General features: G+C 72.2%; 14 protein-coding genes. 8 read left to right on the top strand and 6 right to left on the bottom strand.

The annotated features are described in order from the left end of the window. From ABZT87_RS11905 to ABZT87_RS11895, 3 genes are read right to left on the bottom strand one after another with little or no spacing between them, the layout of a single operon-like run. Nucleotides 1–762, bottom strand: coding sequence for a metal ABC transporter ATP-binding protein (locus ABZT87_RS11905; RefSeq protein ID WP_355135302.1), 762 nt, complete (start codon nucleotides 760–762; stop codon nucleotides 1–3). Continuing rightward, a complete protein-coding gene (locus ABZT87_RS11900; RefSeq protein WP_355135300.1) occupies nucleotides 759–1,709 on the bottom strand; it encodes a metal ABC transporter substrate-binding protein in 951 nt (316 codons plus the stop codon). Before ABZT87_RS11900 ends, ABZT87_RS11905 begins: the two co-directional genes overlap by 4 nt. 54 nt (nucleotides 1,710–1,763) lie before the next feature. Further along, complete coding sequence (locus tag ABZT87_RS11895) at nucleotides 1,764–2,021, bottom strand: hypothetical protein (protein WP_354854653.1); 258 nt, start codon at nucleotides 2,019–2,021, stop codon at nucleotides 1,764–1,766. 29 nt (nucleotides 2,022–2,050) lie between these two features. On the opposite strand from ABZT87_RS11895, the gene ABZT87_RS11890 reads away from it, so the two are divergent. From ABZT87_RS11890 to dusB, 4 genes are all read left to right on the top strand, one after another. Further along, on the top strand, nucleotides 2,051–2,392 hold the full coding sequence (locus ABZT87_RS11890) for an antibiotic biosynthesis monooxygenase (RefSeq protein ID WP_354854652.1): 342 nt from the start codon (nucleotides 2,051–2,053) through the stop codon (nucleotides 2,390–2,392). 24 nt (nucleotides 2,393–2,416) lie between these two features. Further along, a complete protein-coding gene (locus ABZT87_RS11885) occupies nucleotides 2,417–2,896 on the top strand; it encodes a hypothetical protein (RefSeq protein ID WP_355135298.1) in 480 nt (159 codons plus the stop codon). Between the two features lie 115 nt (nucleotides 2,897–3,011). After that, nucleotides 3,012–4,391, top strand: coding sequence for a glycine--tRNA ligase (locus ABZT87_RS11880; protein ID WP_354854648.1), 1,380 nt, complete (start codon nucleotides 3,012–3,014; stop codon nucleotides 4,389–4,391). 64 nt (nucleotides 4,392–4,455) lie between these two features. Continuing rightward, nucleotides 4,456–5,628: a tRNA dihydrouridine synthase DusB gene (gene dusB, locus ABZT87_RS11875; protein ID WP_355067077.1), complete on the top strand. Its 1,173-nt coding sequence runs from the start codon at nucleotides 4,456–4,458 to the stop codon at nucleotides 5,626–5,628. A gap of 517 nt (nucleotides 5,629–6,145) precedes the next feature. On the opposite strand, the gene ABZT87_RS11870 is transcribed toward dusB, so the two are convergent. Next, nucleotides 6,146–6,805 (bottom strand): C39 family peptidase, encoded by a 660-nt coding sequence (locus ABZT87_RS11870; protein WP_355135296.1) that lies wholly within the window; start codon nucleotides 6,803–6,805, stop codon nucleotides 6,146–6,148. An 881-nt stretch (nucleotides 6,806–7,686) separates the two neighbouring features. After that, nucleotides 7,687–9,414, bottom strand: coding sequence for a beta-N-acetylhexosaminidase (locus ABZT87_RS11865; protein ID WP_355135294.1), 1,728 nt, complete (start codon nucleotides 9,412–9,414; stop codon nucleotides 7,687–7,689). A gap of 257 nt (nucleotides 9,415–9,671) precedes the next feature. On the opposite strand from ABZT87_RS11865, the gene ppdK reads away from it, so the two are divergent. Continuing rightward, nucleotides 9,672–12,380 (top strand): pyruvate, phosphate dikinase, encoded by a 2,709-nt coding sequence (gene ppdK, locus ABZT87_RS11860; RefSeq protein ID WP_355135292.1) that lies wholly within the window; start codon nucleotides 9,672–9,674, stop codon nucleotides 12,378–12,380. Between the two features lie 81 nt (nucleotides 12,381–12,461). On the opposite strand, the gene ABZT87_RS11855 is transcribed toward ppdK, so the two are convergent. Beyond that, entirely contained in the window at nucleotides 12,462–12,962 is a 501-nt protein-coding gene (locus ABZT87_RS11855) for a roadblock/LC7 domain-containing protein (RefSeq protein ID WP_355135290.1), read from the bottom strand. Nucleotides 12,963–13,209: 247 nt separating this feature from the next. Here ABZT87_RS11855 and ABZT87_RS11850 point away from each other — a divergent pair, with 247 nt between their 5' ends. From ABZT87_RS11850 to ABZT87_RS11840, 3 genes are read left to right on the top strand one after another with little or no spacing between them, the layout of a single operon-like run. Then, complete coding sequence (locus ABZT87_RS11850; RefSeq protein WP_354854637.1) at nucleotides 13,210–13,557, top strand: VOC family protein; 348 nt, start codon at nucleotides 13,210–13,212, stop codon at nucleotides 13,555–13,557. After that, nucleotides 13,554–14,807 carry a deoxyguanosinetriphosphate triphosphohydrolase gene (locus ABZT87_RS11845; RefSeq protein ID WP_355135288.1) on the top strand — a complete coding sequence of 418 codons (1,254 nt, stop codon included), beginning with the start codon at nucleotides 13,554–13,556 and terminating at the stop codon, nucleotides 14,805–14,807. The genes ABZT87_RS11850 and ABZT87_RS11845 overlap by 4 nt, the downstream gene beginning before the upstream one ends. Before the next feature lie 14 nt (nucleotides 14,808–14,821). Next, nucleotides 14,822–15,652 carry a siderophore-interacting protein gene (locus ABZT87_RS11840; protein ID WP_355064066.1) on the top strand — a complete coding sequence of 277 codons (831 nt, stop codon included), beginning with the start codon at nucleotides 14,822–14,824 and terminating at the stop codon, nucleotides 15,650–15,652. Nucleotides 15,653–15,655: the final 3 nt, after the last annotated feature.

The following is a 15,655-nucleotide window of genomic DNA, read 5'->3' as shown; positions in this document are numbered from 1 at the left end:
TCAGTTGCTCCACAGCCCGGCGGGCTCGTCGGGACCGTGCGGGTGCACGTGGTCGTGGTCGGGCTCCGCGTGGTGGCCGGCCGGGTCCGGAACCGGGCCGTCGTGACAGACGCCGCCCTGGTGGACGACGACCGCCCGGCTGATCACCGGCCGCAACGGGCCCAACTCGTGTGCCACCAGCAGCACCGTCCCGCCGTCGGCGACGAAGTCACGCAGCGCGCCCGCGAACGCCTCCTGGCTGGCCGCGTCCACCCCGGCGGTGGGCTCGTCGAGGATCAGCAGCTCCGGCCGGCCGGCCAGCGCACGGGCGATCAGGGTGCGCTGCTGCTGACCGCCGGAGAGGGTGGACACCGGGTCGGTGGCCCGGTCGGCGAGCCCGACCGCGCGCAGGGCCGCGTCGACGGCGGCCCGGTCGGCCGCGCCGGGCGGGCGCAGGATCCCCCGGCGGGCCAGTCGGCCGGACGCCACCACCTCGCGGACGGTGGCGGGCACGCCTCCGCCGGCGCCGAGGCGCTGCGGGACGTACCCGATGCGCTGCCACTGGCGGAACTGGCGCAACGGCCGGTCGAAGAGGGTGATCGAGCCGGCGCCGAGCGGCACCAGGCCGAGGATCGCGCGGATCAGCGTGGACTTGCCGGAGCCGTTGGCGCCGAGCACCGCGACCACCTCCCCGGCGGTCACGGTGAGCGAGACGTCCCGGAGCACCGGGCGGCCGTCGTAGCCGACCGCGCCGTGCTCGACGGTGATGACGGGGGTGCTCACGAGCAGCTCAACGCCGTCCGCAGGGTCTGCAGGTTGGTACGCATCACCGAAAGGTAGTCCGAGCCGCTGCCCGCGGCGAGTCCTTCGATCGGGTCGAGCACCGCGGTCTTCGCGCCGACCTGACCGGCGATGGTCTCGGCGACCTTCGGGCTGACCAGCGCCTCGAAGAAGATCGTGGTGGCGTGGTGCGCCTTCGCATCCTCGATGACCCGGGCGAGCCGCTGCGGCGAGGGCTCGACGTCCGGGCTCAGCCCGGTGATGCCGACCTGTTCGAGCCGGTAGCGGTCGGCCAGGTAGCCGAACGCGGTGTGGCTGGTCACGATCTCCCGCCGCTGGCAGGTCGCGAGGCCCTGGGTGAACCCGCCGTCGAGGGCCGTCAGGTCGGCGCGCAGCGCCGTGGCCCGGGCGGTGTAGTCGGCGGCGTGGTCCGCGTCGACCTCGCCGAGCCGCTGGGCGAGCTGGTCGCCGATGGCGGCGAGCCGGGTCGGGTCGAGCCAGACGTGCGGGTCCTTGGCGTGAGCGTGCTGCTCCTCGCCCTGCTCCTCCGCACCCTCGTGGTTGTGGCCGCCGGCGCTCGCGTCCAACAGCGGCTGCACGCCGGCCACGTCGAACACCCGGGCGTCGTCGTCCTGCGCGACCGTCTCGTCCACCGCGGGCTGGAAGCCCTTCAGGTAGACGATCAGCTCGGCCTCGGTGACCTGGCCGACCTGGCGAGGGCTCAGCTCCAGGTCGTGCGGCTCGGCGCCGGGCTTGGCCAGGTTGGTCACGTGGACCGCGTCACCGCCGACGCGCTCGGCGATGAACTGGAGTGGGTAGAACGCGGCCACCACGTCGACCCGTTGGGGATCGGCGCCGGCCGCGCCGCCGGTGGAGCAGCCGGCGACGGCGCCCAGGGCGAGCAGGGCGGTCGCGGCGGCCAGGACGCGGGACGTGGTGCGGTTGGTCATGTCCCCAACTGTCCGTGGTAACGACAATGATTGTCAAAAACGCATGCTTGCATGTCAGAGCAGCTTCGCGAGGCCCACCGTGACCAGCAGGGTCAGCATCAGCAGCCGGATCAGCCGGGTCTGCGGGGCCTGAACCGGCCAGGTGGTCGCCAACAGGGCGATCAGGGCGGCGGCGAGGGCCAGCGTCAGCAGCCCGCCGACCACCCCCGGCGTGAAGAACGCCACCAGCACCACCACCAGGGTGAGCAGGAACACCGACGTTGGGTTCGCCCCGGCCAACCGGGCCAGCAGAGGGCGCTGCGTACGCTGCATCCCACAGACTCTACGAGGAGGAACCCCCGGTGCTGGTGACCAACCGGTTCGTGGTCGACGTCGATGTCGCCGACGGCTTCGCCGAACGGGCGCACGCCGCCCTCACCGCGCTGGCCGCCTGCCCCGGCTACCTGCGCGGCCAACTGGTCCGAGCCCTGGACGACCCCCGGTACTGGTCACTCGTCACCGAGTGGGAGTCGGTCGGCACCTACCGGCGGGCGCTGGGCGCCTTCGAGGTCAAGGTGACCGCGGTGCCGTTGCTCGCCGAGTCGGTCGACGAGCCGTCCGCGTACGAGGCGCTGGCCAGCGCCGCGCCCGGGGGAGCCGTGGTGGTCGCCGAGAGTGATCGGGCTGCTGGTCCTTACCGCTGAGCCGCCGGGCACTACCCTGCTCCTATGACCGCACCCGCCCCGCCGCCCGGTCCCGGTGTGGCTCCGCCGTTCGCCGCGCCGCCCACCGAGGGCCGCCGGACCCGGCTCTGGATCGGCCTCGGCGTCGGCGCCCTCGCCGTGCTGCTCTGCTGTGGCGGAGGAGGCACGGCCGTCGTCGGCCTGGCCGTGAGCGGCGTGCAGGCGGTACGCGAGCAGGGCCGTACGGTGACCGGCGACTACTACCAGGCGCTCGTCGAGCGAAACTACGGCCGGGCGTACGACCAGCTCTGCGACGACGCGCAGCGGCGCGAGTCCCGCCCCGAGTTCGAGCGGCGGGCGGCCGCCGAGCCGCAGGTCACCGCGTTCCGGGTGGGTGAGGTGGACACCACCAACCTGACCGTCGGAGTCGACGTGACCCTCGACGGCGGCGACCGGGAGCGACAGCAGGTCAGCCTGGGCCAGGACGGTCAGACCGGCGGCATGGAGGTGTGCGGGGTGAGCTGACCCGCCCCCGGTATTCTGCTGGGCTCGGGACGCCGGTGGTCGTACCGTTGTCCCGAACCGACCCGATCCATCCACATCTCGCCCCCGCCGACCGCCAGCCGGCGTAGGAGGAAACATGCCAGTCGACCGTATCGACGCCGTCGTCAGTCTCGCCAAGCGCCGAGGCTTCGTCTTCCCCTCCAGCGAGATCTACGGAGGCACCCGATCGGCGTGGGACTACGGTCCGCTCGGCGTGGAGCTGAAGGAGAACGTCCGCCGGCAGTGGTGGAAGACCATGGTCCAGCAGCGCGACGACGTCGTCGGCCTCGACTCCGCGGTGATCCTGGCCCGCAAGGTGTGGGAGGCGTCCGGCCACATCGCCGAGTTCGTCGACCCGCTCACCGAGTGCCAGTTCTGCCACAAGCGGTTCCGGGCCGACCACCTGGAGGAGGCGTACGAGGCCAAGCACGGCCACCCGCCGGCCTCGCTCGCCGAGATCAACTGCCCCAACTGCGGCAACAAGGGCACCTTCACCGAGCCCAAGATGTTCAACGGCCTGATGAAGACCTACCTCGGCCCGGTGGAGAGCGACGAGGGGCTGCACTACCTGCGCCCGGAGACCGCGCAGGGCATCTTCGTCAACTACAAGAACGTCGAGACGGTCGCCCGCAAGAAGCCGCCGTTCGGCATCGCGCAGACCGGCAAGTCGTTCCGCAACGAGATCACCCCGGGCAACTTCATCTTCCGGACCCGCGAGTTCGAGCAGATGGAGATGGAGTTCTTCGTCGAGCCGGGCACCGACGAAGAGTGGCACGAGTACTGGCTCCAGGAGCGCTGGAACTGGTACCTCGACCTGGGTCTGTCGGCGGACAACCTGCGCCTCTACGAGCACCCTGCCGAGAAGCTCTCGCACTACTCGAAGCGCACTGTCGACATCGAGTACCGCTTCCAGTTCGGCGGGACCGAGTTCGCCGAGCTGGAGGGTGTCGCCAACCGCACCGACTTCGACCTCTCCACGCACAGCAAGCACTCCGGCGTCGACCTGTCGTACTTCGACCAGACCAAGGGCGAGCGCTGGATGCCGTACGTCATCGAGCCGGCCGCCGGTCTGACCCGCGCGGTGCTCGCCTTCCTGCTGGAGGCGTACGACGAGGACGAGGCGCCGAACACCAAGGGCGGCGTCGACAAGCGCACGGTGATGCGGTTCGACCCGCGGCTGGCCCCGGTGAAGGTGGCGGTGCTGCCGCTGTCCCGCAACGAGGCGCTGTCGCCCAAGGCGAAGGACCTCGCCACGCTGCTGCGCAAGCGCTGGGTGGTGGAGTTCGACGACTCGCAGGCGATCGGCCGCCGCTACCGCCGGCAGGACGAGATCGGCACCCCGTTCTGCGTGACCGTCGACTTCGACACGCTGGACGACAACGCCGTGACGGTGCGCAACCGGGACACCATGGGCCAGGAGCGCGTCTCGCTGGACCAGGTCGAGCGTTACCTGATCGAGCGCCTCCCCGGCTGCTGAGACGGTGGGCACGGGGTCCCGGCCGACGCGGAAAGCGCCGGTCGGGGCCCCGTACACTTGTGCGGTGACCGCCTCGACCGTTCCCGCGCTGCGCCCGTTGGCCCTCGGGCCGTACCAGGTGTCGCCGCCGGTGGTGCTCGCGCCGATGGCCGGGATCACGAACGTCGGGTTCCGCCGGCTCTGCCGCGAGCAGGGCGGCGGCATCTACGTCTGCGAGATGATCACGACCCGTGCGCTGGTCGAGCGCAACCCGAAGACGCTCCGCATGATCGCGTTCGGCGACGACGAACAGCCGCGCAGCCTCCAGCTCTACGGCACCGACCCGGAGGTCACCGCCGCCGCCGTGCGGATCGTCGTCGAGCGCAACCTGGCCGACCACATCGACCTCAACTTCGGCTGCCCGGTCCCCAAGGTCACCCGGCGGGGCGGCGGCGCGGCGCTCCCGTGGCGACGCCGGCTCTTCGCCCGCCTGGTGCGGGCCGCGGTGGACGCCGCCGCACCCTCCGGGGTGCCGGTCACCGTGAAGATGCGCAAGGGCATCGATGACGACCACCTGACGTACGTCGAAGCGGGGCTCGCCGCCCAGGACGCCGGCGTCGCCGCGGTGGCCCTGCATGGGCGGACGGCCGCCCAGCGCTACTCGGGCACCGCCGACTGGGACGCGATCGCCACCTTGAAGCAGGCCCTCGACGTGCCGGTCCTCGGCAACGGCGACATCTGGGAGGCCGACGACGCGCTGCGGATGGTCGCCCACACCGGGGTCGACGGCGTGGTGGTCGGCCGGGGCTGCCTCGGCCGGCCGTGGCTCTTCGCCGACCTGGAGGCCGCCTTCAACGGCCGGCCCGAACGGCGTCTGCCCAGCCTCGGCGAGGTGGCGGTGACCATGCGCCGGCACGCCGAGCTGCTCGTCGACCAGTTCGTGGCGGGCGCCCGCAACCCGGCCCGGGGTGAGCGGGACGGCTGCACCGACTTCCGCAAGCACGTCGCCTGGTACCTGAAGGGCTTCCCCGTGGGCGGCGAGCTGCGCCGTTCGCTGGCGATGATCGAGAGCCTGGCCCAGCTCGACGACCTGCTCGGCAAGCTCGACCCGGCGGAGCCGTTCCCGGTGGCCGCCCTGGGTCAGCCGCGCGGGCGTACCAACTCGCCGGGCAAGGTCTTCCTCCCGGACGGCTGGCTGGCCAGCCGGGACGACGACACCGTCCCCGAGGGCGCCGAGATGGACGACTCCGGCGGCTGACCCGCAACCGGCTGTGTGCGCCATGGCGCGCGGGTGGCCTACCGAGGCCCCGGCGGACCATGCGCCAGAGCCGCCGGTCGTGCGTGCCAACGCCAACGCCGACGCTGATGTGGCTCGGAGCGGCCAAGGGGCCGCCTCACCCCGTCTCCGAACCCGTCTCCGACCGCGCCGCCGCAGCCTGAACGCACAGATCTTGGACAGTTTCCGTTAGCCGATAACGGAAACTGTCCAAGATCTGCTCATGTCTTGGGCAGGTGGGCTGAAGAACCGGGCCACTCGGCGCGGGGGCGGGGGGCGGAGGCCGCGCTTCGTGCCTGCCTCGCTGCCGGCTGACGGCATGCCGAAAGGGCCGGGCCCGTGTGGTGGGGTCCGGCCCTTGTCGGGCCACTCGGCCCGGGGGCGGAGGCGCGCTTCGTGCCTGCCTCGCTGCCGGCTGACGGCATGCCGAAAGGGCCGGGCCCCGTGGTGGGGTCCGGCCCTTTCGGTTGTGTGCTGGGTGCGGTTGTGCGGGGTGCGGTCAGCTGGTGGCGTAGCCGCGGGTGGCGATCCAGTCGGCGAGGTGCTCGACGGTGACCTCGTAGGAGGCGGTGTTCGGGTCGGCCGAGTCGGCGATCCGTACGATGGTGCCGTTGTCGCGGTAACCCACGACGCTGATGTAGTGCCCGCCCTCGAACGAGTGGGTGTTGCCGTCGGTGTCGGTGCTGGTGCCGGCGATGTTCGCCACCACGGCCCGACCGTTGTCGACGGTCTTGACGATGTCGGCGCGCAGCTGATCGGTCTGCTTGGCGTCGGCGTCGGGCTTGCTGATCTCGACGCTGCGGTACGCGTCGGCCTTACCGGTCTCCTTGTTCAACACCGGCGTGATGTCGTTGATGCTGTTGGTGCCGGCCTCGGTGGTGCCCATCTCCTTGGCCATGGCGTCCACGCTGATGTCCTTGCCCTGCACGCTCAGAGCGTTACGGGCAGCGGCGGGGCCGCAGTAGTAGAAGTTGGGCTGGGCTTCGTAGCGCACGCCCAGCTGACGCTCACCCGAAGGCTTGCGGTCGGCCTGGGTCTGCGACGCGGGCTTGGCCTCCGACGCCGCGTAGGCGGTGGTGACGGGGCCGGCGATGGCGCCGCCGGTGAAGGCGAGGCCAGCAGCGGTCAGAGCGGTCTTACGAATCAGATCGGTACGCATGATGGCGTGCTCCTCTGCATCGGGGGAAACGCAACGACACACAAAAACGCCGAGCGGGAAAGTTCACGGGGGACCTGACCCGGCGACCCAGCAGGGGGCCTGCACGGGGATGTCCCGGAGGGTGGTGCAACGGCCCGGGGCAGCGAGTCATTCCGCATTCCGGACGACGCCGGCCAGTGGTGCTCGGCCGTGCGGGGATGTAACCGCGGCGGCCAGGCGGGTGTTCCCGGCGGCTGTCACACGGGCCGGCCAGTGGTGCTGCTCGGCCGTGCGGGGATATAACCGCGGCGGCCAGGCGGGTGTTCCCGACGGCCGCCACACGAGCCGGCCAATCGCCGTGCGGGGGTGTAACCGTGGCGGCCGGCGGGGTGTTCCCGGCGGCTGTCACACGGGCCGGGCCAATGGTGCTGCTCGGCCGTGCGGGGATGTAACCGCGGCGACCAAGCGGGTGTTCCCGGCGGCTGCCGCGCCACCGAAGCCCGAGGCTCGCGGCGGCATGCCAGGTATAACGACCCCGCCGGGTCCGCGATTCCGCCGCCAGGGTGGCACCGACCACGGGACGGCGATGCCGAATCCACCCCAAACCATCCATCGGAAACGGACATCCGCCACCACCGGTGGTGATCAACTCGACTTCGGCGAAGTCGGGGTATCCGGGCGCCCGGGACACCCCGACATCACCGAACCCGAGTGGATCACCTCCAGGCGGCCCCACCGCCACCGGATGATCGTGCTCGATCCTGGAAACAGGCCCCTCACCACGCGGGCGAGGCCACTACGTCCGGGATCGAGCACGATCATGCCCCGCCGAGACGTGCGTGCACGGTGTCCGTCGGTGGGGCGGCACGCCGCTGAGGGCGACCTCGCGGTGTGCCGCGCCTTCAGGGGGTTGTCGGGTCGTTCTGGGGTGCGCGGTGTTGCCGGGGGACCGTGGGCGTCGCCGGCCAGGGGATCTCGGGGGAGCGGTGGAAGGTGATCCCGGCGGTGGACCAGCGTGGCCCGTGCCCGGCCAGGCGCTCGCGGAATCCGGCCCAGTCGTGCGCGGCCCGGGGTGACCAGCCGAGCTCGGCGATGGCGGGCAACCGGGGAAACAGCATGAACTCGATGTCGGTGAGCGAGGTGACCGATTCGGTCCACAGCGGGGCCTCCACGCCCAGGACGGCCGTGGTGGGCACGCCGGCGACGTGCGTGCCCGGATCCCAGTCGTACGCCCGACGTACGTCGATGAGGCCGGCCCAGTCGTGCCCAATCGGGGTGTCCTCGGCGTACTTCATGTCCAGGTAGGCGTGGTTGCCGGGGGAGAGGATCAGCCGGGCGCCCCGCCGGACCGCGTCGGCCGTGGTGGGATCGTCGGCGTCGGTGCCCCACCACTGCAGGACCCGCCCGTCGAGGTGTGCGGCCGGGGCGAGCTGGTGCCAGCCCACCACGGTCTTGCCGGTGTCGGCGACGATCCGCTGCGCCCTCTCCACGAAATCGGTGTAGACCGCACCCTTGACCTTGAACGCCTCGTCGCCGCCGATGTGCAGCCACGGCCCGGGGGTGAGGGCGGCCACCTCGCCGAGCACGTCGGCGATGAAGTCGTACGTCTGCTCGTCGGCCGGGTCGACGTAGCTGAAGCCGACCTCGGTGCCGGTGTACGGCGGCGGCGCGAGCTTGTCCGGTGCGAGCTGGGGGTAGGCGACGAGCGCCGCGTTGGTGTGGCCGGGCAGGTCGATCTCCGGGACCAGCGTGACGTGCCGGGCGGCCGCGTGGGAGACGATCCGCCGGTAGTCGGCCTTGGTGTAGTGCCCGCCGGGGCCGCCGCCGACCTCGCTCGCCCCGCCGACGGTGGTCAGCTTTGGCCAGGAGTCGACGGTGATGCGCCACCCCTGGTCGTCGGTGAGGTGCAGGTGCAGGTGGTTGAGCTTGTAGCGGGCGAGGTGGTCGATAACCCGCAGGACGTCCTCGACGGCGAAGAAGTGTCGCGCCACGTCGAGCATCGCGCCCCGGTAGGGGAAGCGGGGCCGGTCCACGATCGTGCCGCCGGGCAGCGCCCAGCGCGTGGTCACCGGCGTCGGGCTCTCCACGGCGGCGGGGAGTAGCTGCCGGAGCGTCTGTACGCCGTAGAAGAGACCGGTTGCGGTGTCGGCGACGAGGCGTACCTCGGCGCCTGTCACGTCGAGCCGGTAGCCCTCCGCTCCGAGGTCGGTGGTCGGTCGCTCGACAGCGGGGGCCGGGCTGGCGGGCGTGGCGGCCAGGGTGAGCGTCAGCGTGCCGGTCGGCCCGACCGCACGGGTGTCGGCGACCGGCAGGAGGAACCCGGTTGCCGGTCGGAGCAGCTCGGCGAGGTGGTCGGCCACCGCGCGGGCGCCCGGGTGGGCGGTGACCCGGATGGCCGTGTCCCCGGTGAGCACGAAGGACGCGGTGGGATCCGGTTCGACCCGTTCCGGTGCCGGTACGACGCTGTCGAGGCGTACCGCAGGGGCGAGCAGGTCGTCGCCGGCCGCCCGCGCGGCGAGCACAGCCAGGTCGCCGGCCTCCGGCTGGTGCGCGGGCACTGCGGCCGAGTCGGCGACGGTGGCCGTCGGGGTCGGCTCGGGGGCGGGGGAGGAGAGCGGAAGGGATGACACGACGACGGCTCCGGAGGGGTTATTCGCGTCGGATATGGCAAAAGCGAGTTTCGACAGAACCAGTGCCGTCAAGAATACGAGGACCGGCGGAGATGCGTGATCGTGCGCGTGGAAGCGTTCCCAAAAACCCGTACGAACGCGGATAGTCGTGATGGCTGTGCCTATTGTCACCGAACGGTCCCAGGCCACCCGATCTTCGCTTAACCTTCGCCCTGAACCTTCGTTAAGTGTCAATCCGGCGCGCGTGGGAGGCTCTGGTGGCAGCGCAAGAGACCGACGAACACAAGTACGTCTACGACTTCTCCGAGGGCAACAAGGATCTCAAGGACCTGCTCGGCGGCAAGGGGGCCAACCTCGCCGAGATGACCAACCTCGGTCTGCCCGTCCCGCCCGGCTTCACCATCACGACCGAGGCCTGCCAGGCGTACCTCGCGACCGGGCGGGAGCCGGACGGCCTCGCGGGTCAGATCGAGGCGCACCTGGAGGCGCTGGAACGGGCGATGGGCAAGCGCCTCGGCGACCCGGGGGACCCGCTGCTGGTGTCGGTCCGCTCCGGGGCCAAGTTCTCCATGCCCGGCATGATGGAGACCGTCCTCAACGTCGGCCTCAACGACCAGAGCGTGGTCGGGCTCTCCGCGCAGGCGGGGGGCAACGACAGGTTCGCCTGGGACTCCTACCGCCGGCTGATCCAGATGTTCGGCAAGACCGTCTGCGAGGTGCCGGGCGAGGAGTTCGAGCACGCCCTCGACGAGGCCAAGAGCGCCAAGGGTACGCACAACGACCTGGACCTGGACGCGGACGACCTGCGCGGGCTGGTCGACGCGTACAAGAAGATCTTCGCCAAGCACACCGGCCGGGAGTTCCCGCAGCAGCCGCGGGAACAGCTCGACCTGGCCATCCGGGCGGTCTTCGAGTCGTGGAACGCCGAGCGCGCGGTGCTCTACCGCCGCCAGGAGCGCATCCCGGCCGATCTCGGCACCGCGGTCAACGTGGTGACCATGGTCTTCGGCAACCTCGGCCCCGACTCGGGCACCGGCGTCGCCTTCACCCGCGACCCGGGCAGCGGCGCGCAGGGCATCTACGGCGACTACCTGGCCAACGCGCAGGGCGAGGACGTGGTCGCCGGCATCCGCAACACCGTGCCGTTGCAGGAGCTGGAGCAGCTCGACAAGAAGTCCTACGACGAGTTGCTCTCGTTCATGGCCCGGCTGGAGGAGCACTACCGGGATCTCTGCGACATCGAGTTCACCATCGAGCGCGGCAAGCTGTGGATGTTGCAGACCCGGGTCGGCAAGCGCACCGCCGCCGCCGCGTTCGTCATCGCCGGGCAGCTCATCGACGAGGGCCTGATCGACCTGGACGAGGCGCTGCACCGGGTCAACGGCGCACAGCTCGCCCAGCTCATGTTCCCCCGCTTCCAGCTCGACCACGAGTTCGAGGCGGTCGCCACGGGCATCGGCGCCTCACCGGGCGCGGCGTCCGGCACGGTGGTCTTCACCTCCGCGCGGGCCGTCGAGCTGGCGGCCGAGGGCAAGTCGGTGATCCTGGTCCGCCGGGAGACCAACCCGGACGACCTGAACGGCATGATCGCCGCCAAGGGCATTCTCACCTCGCGCGGCGGCAAGACCAGCCACGCCGCCGTGGTGGCCCGGGGAATGGGCAAGACCTGCGTCTCCGGCGCCGACGCGATCGACGTGAACGTGCCGGCGAAGCGGTTCACCGTGGCCGGGCGGACCGTCAGCGAGGGCGACGTCGTCTCCATCGACGGCACCACCGGCAAGGTGTACCTCGGTGAGGTGCCGGTCATGCCGTCGGAGGTCGTGCAGTACTTCGAGGGCAGCCTCGACCCCGAGCACATCGACAACGCGCTCGTCCGGGCCGTACACCGGATCATGACGCACGCCGACGGCAGGCGGCGGCTGGCGGTCCGCACGAACGCCGACACCGGCGCGGACGCCGCCCGTGCCCGGCGCTTCGGCGCCGAGGGCATCGGGCTGTGCCGCACCGAGCACATGTTCCTCGGCGACCGGCGGGAGCTGGTCGAGCGGCTGATCCTGGCGCGCGCCGCGGACGAGCGGGAGGCCGCGCTGGAGGCGCTTCTGCCGTTGCAGCGGGCCGACTTCGTGCAGATCTTCCACGAGATGGACGGGCTGCCGGTCACCGTCCGGCTGATCGACCCGCCGCTGCACGAGTTCCTGCCGCCGTTGGAGCAGCTCGCCGTCAACGTGGCGGTCGCGCAGGAACGCGGCGAGGACGTGGCCAAGGAGGAGGCGTTGCTCGCCGCCGTCCGGCGGATGCACGAGGAGAACCCGATGCTCGGGCTGCGCGGCGTCCGCCTCGGCCTGGTCATCCCCGGCCTGTTCGCGATGCAGGTCCGGGCCATCGCGGAGGCGGCGGTGACCTGCGCCCGGGAGGGCCGGGTGGCCAAGCCGGAGATCATGGTGCCGCTCGTCGGAGCCGTGCAGGAGCTGGAGACGGTACGCGCCGAGGCCGAGAAGATCATCGCCGAGGTGGTCGGTGACAGCGGAGTCGAGGTGCTGATCGGCACCATGATCGAGGTGCCCCGGGCGGCGCTGACCGCCGGGCAGATCGCCGAGGCCGCGGAGTTCTTCTCCTTCGGCACCAACGACCTGACCCAGATGGCCTGGGGCTTCTCCCGGGACGACGTCGAGGGCGCGTTCTTCTGGCGCTACCTGGAACTGGGCATCTTCGGCATCTCGCCGTTCGAGTCGATCGACCGAGACGGGGTCGGCCGACTGATCCGGATCGCCGCCGAGGAGGGCCGGGCCGCCCGGCCCGGGCTGAAGCTCGGCATCTGCGGCGAGCACGGCGGGGACCCCGACTCGGTGCACTTCTTCCACGAGGTCGGCCTGGACTACGTGTCCTGCTCGCCGTTCCGGGTGCCGGTGGCTCGCCTGGAGGCTGGCCGGGCGGCCGTGGAGACCGACGGGTCGGACAGCCGCTGACGCGGACGCCGGCGGCGGCCCGGACGACCGGGCCGCCGCCAGCGCGCTCAGATCGGCGGCGGACCGGCCCGCCGCTGGCGCTCAGATCGGCGGGCGACGCCAGGTGGGTCGGGCCGAGCGGCGCAGCTGCGTCGGCAGGGTCGCCATCGGGGTACGCACGGCCAGCGGCGCGTGCGCGTCGGGTACCGCCGTGGCGCCGATCCCGCCGCCCCGGGTGTCCAGCACACGGCCGGCCCGGTGCGCCACCACCCGGGCCTCCTCGTGCAGCCCCTCCAGATCCTTCGCCGCCGACCCGGTGACCAGTGTCAGCAGGGCGCTGCGCCCGGCCGGGTAGGTGACCACGCAGCCGTCGGTGGTGCACACCACCGACTCGCGGAACTCGCCCCGCCGGACCGTGTCGGCGACCCGGTGACCGAGCCCGTAGCTGGCCGCGGCGAGCGCGGCGAGGTGGGTGGCGTCGGTGCTCGGCAGGTCGCTGGAGATGAGCAGCCCGTCGGTGCCGGCCAGCACGGCACCGGCGACCTCGGGCCGGCGTCGACGCAGCCCGAGCAGTTCCGTTCCCACCACCGTGTCTGCATCCACGAGCGTCTCCCTAGCGGTCGGCTCCGCGTCTCGGTCGGTTGGTCACTTTCCGCGCTGGGAACGCTACCGGTGGCCACTTCCGCCCGCGAGCCCGTAACCCAGGGCGATCGGTCCACAACTGGGGACCGATCGGCGGTTGCGCGCGCGCCGGTGCTGCGTCGCGGGCAGGCCGAGCGGCATCGGCGGGCGTAACCTTGGCTCGCTCACACGGCCGACTGTGTCCGCCGTCGACGGGAAAGGTGGTTGTATGACCAGCGTCTGGGAGAACCTGACCATCGATGCCCGCGATCCGGCCCGACTGGCCCGCTGGTGGGCCGAGGCGCTCGGATACCAGGTCGTCACCGAGAGACCGGACGAGGTGGAGATCCGCCAGTCCGCCGACCGCCTTCCCGGGCTGGTCTTCGTGCCGGTGACCGACGGCAAGGAGCGCAAGAACCGGTTGCATCTCGACCTCCGCCCGGCCGACCAGGAGGCCGAGGTTGAGCGTCTGGTCGACATGGGCGCCCGGCACGTCGACATCGGCCAGGGTGACGTCGACTGGACGGTCCTGTCCGACCCGGAGGGCAACGAGTTCTGCGTTCTGCGCCAAAAGTGAACCCATCGGACGCCCGGCTGGTCCAGGAGCCGCCCAAGGACACCGGCCACCGCCGGTCGCCGTACGAGCGTGACCGGGCCCGGGTGCTGCACTCCGCGGCGTTTCGCCGGCTGGCCACCAAGACCCAGGTGCACACCGCCGGCACCGACGACTTCCTGCGGACCCGGCTGACCCACTCGCTGGAGGTGGCCCAGATCGCCCGGGAGATGGGCGCCCGGCTGGGCTGCGACCCGGACGTGGTGGACGTCGCCGGGCTCGCCCACGACCTCGGGCACCCGCCGTTCGGGCACAACGGCGAGGCGGCGCTGGACCTGCTCGCCGCGCCCTGCGGCGGCTTCGAGGGCAACGCGCAGACGCTGCGGGTGCTGACCCGGCTGGAGGCGAAGGTGCTCGCCCCGGACGGTTCGTCGGCCGGGCTGAACCTCACCCGGGCGTCGCTCGACGCTATCGGCAAGTACCCCTGGCCGCGCCGCGACGGGCAGCGCAAGTTCGGGGTGTACGCCGACGACGCGGCGGTCTTCGGCTGGATCCGGGCCGGTGCGCCCGGCGACCGGCGCTGCCTGGAGGCGCAGGTGATGGACTGGGCCGACGATGTCGCGTACTCGGTGCACGACGTGGAGGACGGCATCCACGGCGGGTACGTCGCGCTGCGCCCGCTGCTCGCGGACGCCGACGAGCGGGCCGCGCTCTGCGCCGACGTGGCCGCCGCCTACTCCGGGGAGTCTCCGGCCGACCTGGCCGAGGTGCTGGTCGAGCTGCTGGCTGACCCGCTGCTCGCCCCCCTCGTCGGCTACGACGGCAGCCACCGCGCCCAGGTCGCGCTGAAGGCCACCACGAGCGGCCTGACCGGTCGGTTCGTGTCGGCGGCGGTGGCGGCCACCGAGGAGCGGTACGGCCCCGGGCCGCACCGCCGCTACGCCGCCGATCTGGTGGTGCCGAGACGGGTCCGGGCCCAGTGCGCGCTGCTCAAGGGCATCGCCCTGCGCTACGTGATGCGGCGCACCGGCTTCCGGGGTCGCTACGAGCGGCAGCGGGCGATGCTGGCCGAGCTGGCGGCGGCGCTGGTCGGACGAGCCCCGGACGGGCTCGATCCGGTGTTCGCCCCGCTGTGGCGGGCCGCGCCGGACGACGCCGCCCGGCTGCGCGTGGTGATCGACCAGATCGCCTCGCTCACCGACCCGGCGGCGATGAGCTGGCACACCCGTCTGGTCGGCGGCGGCGCACCGCCGGAGGCGACCGCAGCAACTTAGGCTAACCTAAGTGCATGACGGAACGCCCAAGGAACGTCACCTCGGTCCAGGTGCTGCGCACCGAGCGACCCACCCCGCACCTGATCCGACTCGTCCTCGGTGGGGACGAGCTGACCGGCCTGCCGGTGGGCGAGTTCACCGACCACTACATCAAGCTGGTCTTTCCGGCGCCCGGCGTCGCGTACCCGCAGCCGCTGGACCTCGCCGCGATCCGCCGGGACCTGCCCCGGGAGCAGTGGCCCCGGCTGCGCGCGTACACCGTGCGGCGGTGGGACCCGCTGGCCGGGGAGCTGACCGTGGACGTGGTGCACCACGGCGACGAGGGGCTGGCCGGCCCGTGGGCCGCGGCGCTGCGCCCGGGTGACCCGGTGCACTTCGTCGGCCCCGGCGGGGCGTACGCGCCGGACCCGGACGCGGACTGGCACCTCCTGGTCGGCGACGAGAGCGCCCTGCCGGCGATCGCCGCCGCCCTGGAACGGCTGCCGTTGGGCGCTCCGGCCCGGGTCCTCGTCGAGATCGCCGACCCGGCGGAGGAGCAGCAGTTGCTCAGCCCCGGCGCCGTGGAGCTGACCTGGCTGCACCGGGGTGACCGCCCGGTGGGCGACGCCCTGGTGGCGGCGGTGCGGGAGCTGGAGTTCCCGCCCGGTTCCGTGCACGCCTTCGTGCACGGCGAGGCGACGTTCGTCCGGGAGCTGCGCCGGCTGCTGCGCGGCGAGCGGGGCGTGCCCGCCGACCGTCTCTCCATCTCCGGCTACTGGCGGCGCGGCATGGACGACGAGGGCTGGCGCTCCACCAAGGCGGACTGGAACCGGCAGGTCGCCGCGGAGGAGCCGGCCGCGGCCTGAGCG

This window comes from Micromonospora sp. NPDC005237 (genome assembly GCF_040607775.1).
Classification (GTDB): Bacteria; Actinomycetota; Actinomycetes; order Mycobacteriales; family Micromonosporaceae; genus Micromonospora.
This window is presented reverse-complemented; position numbering and strand designations above follow the sequence as displayed.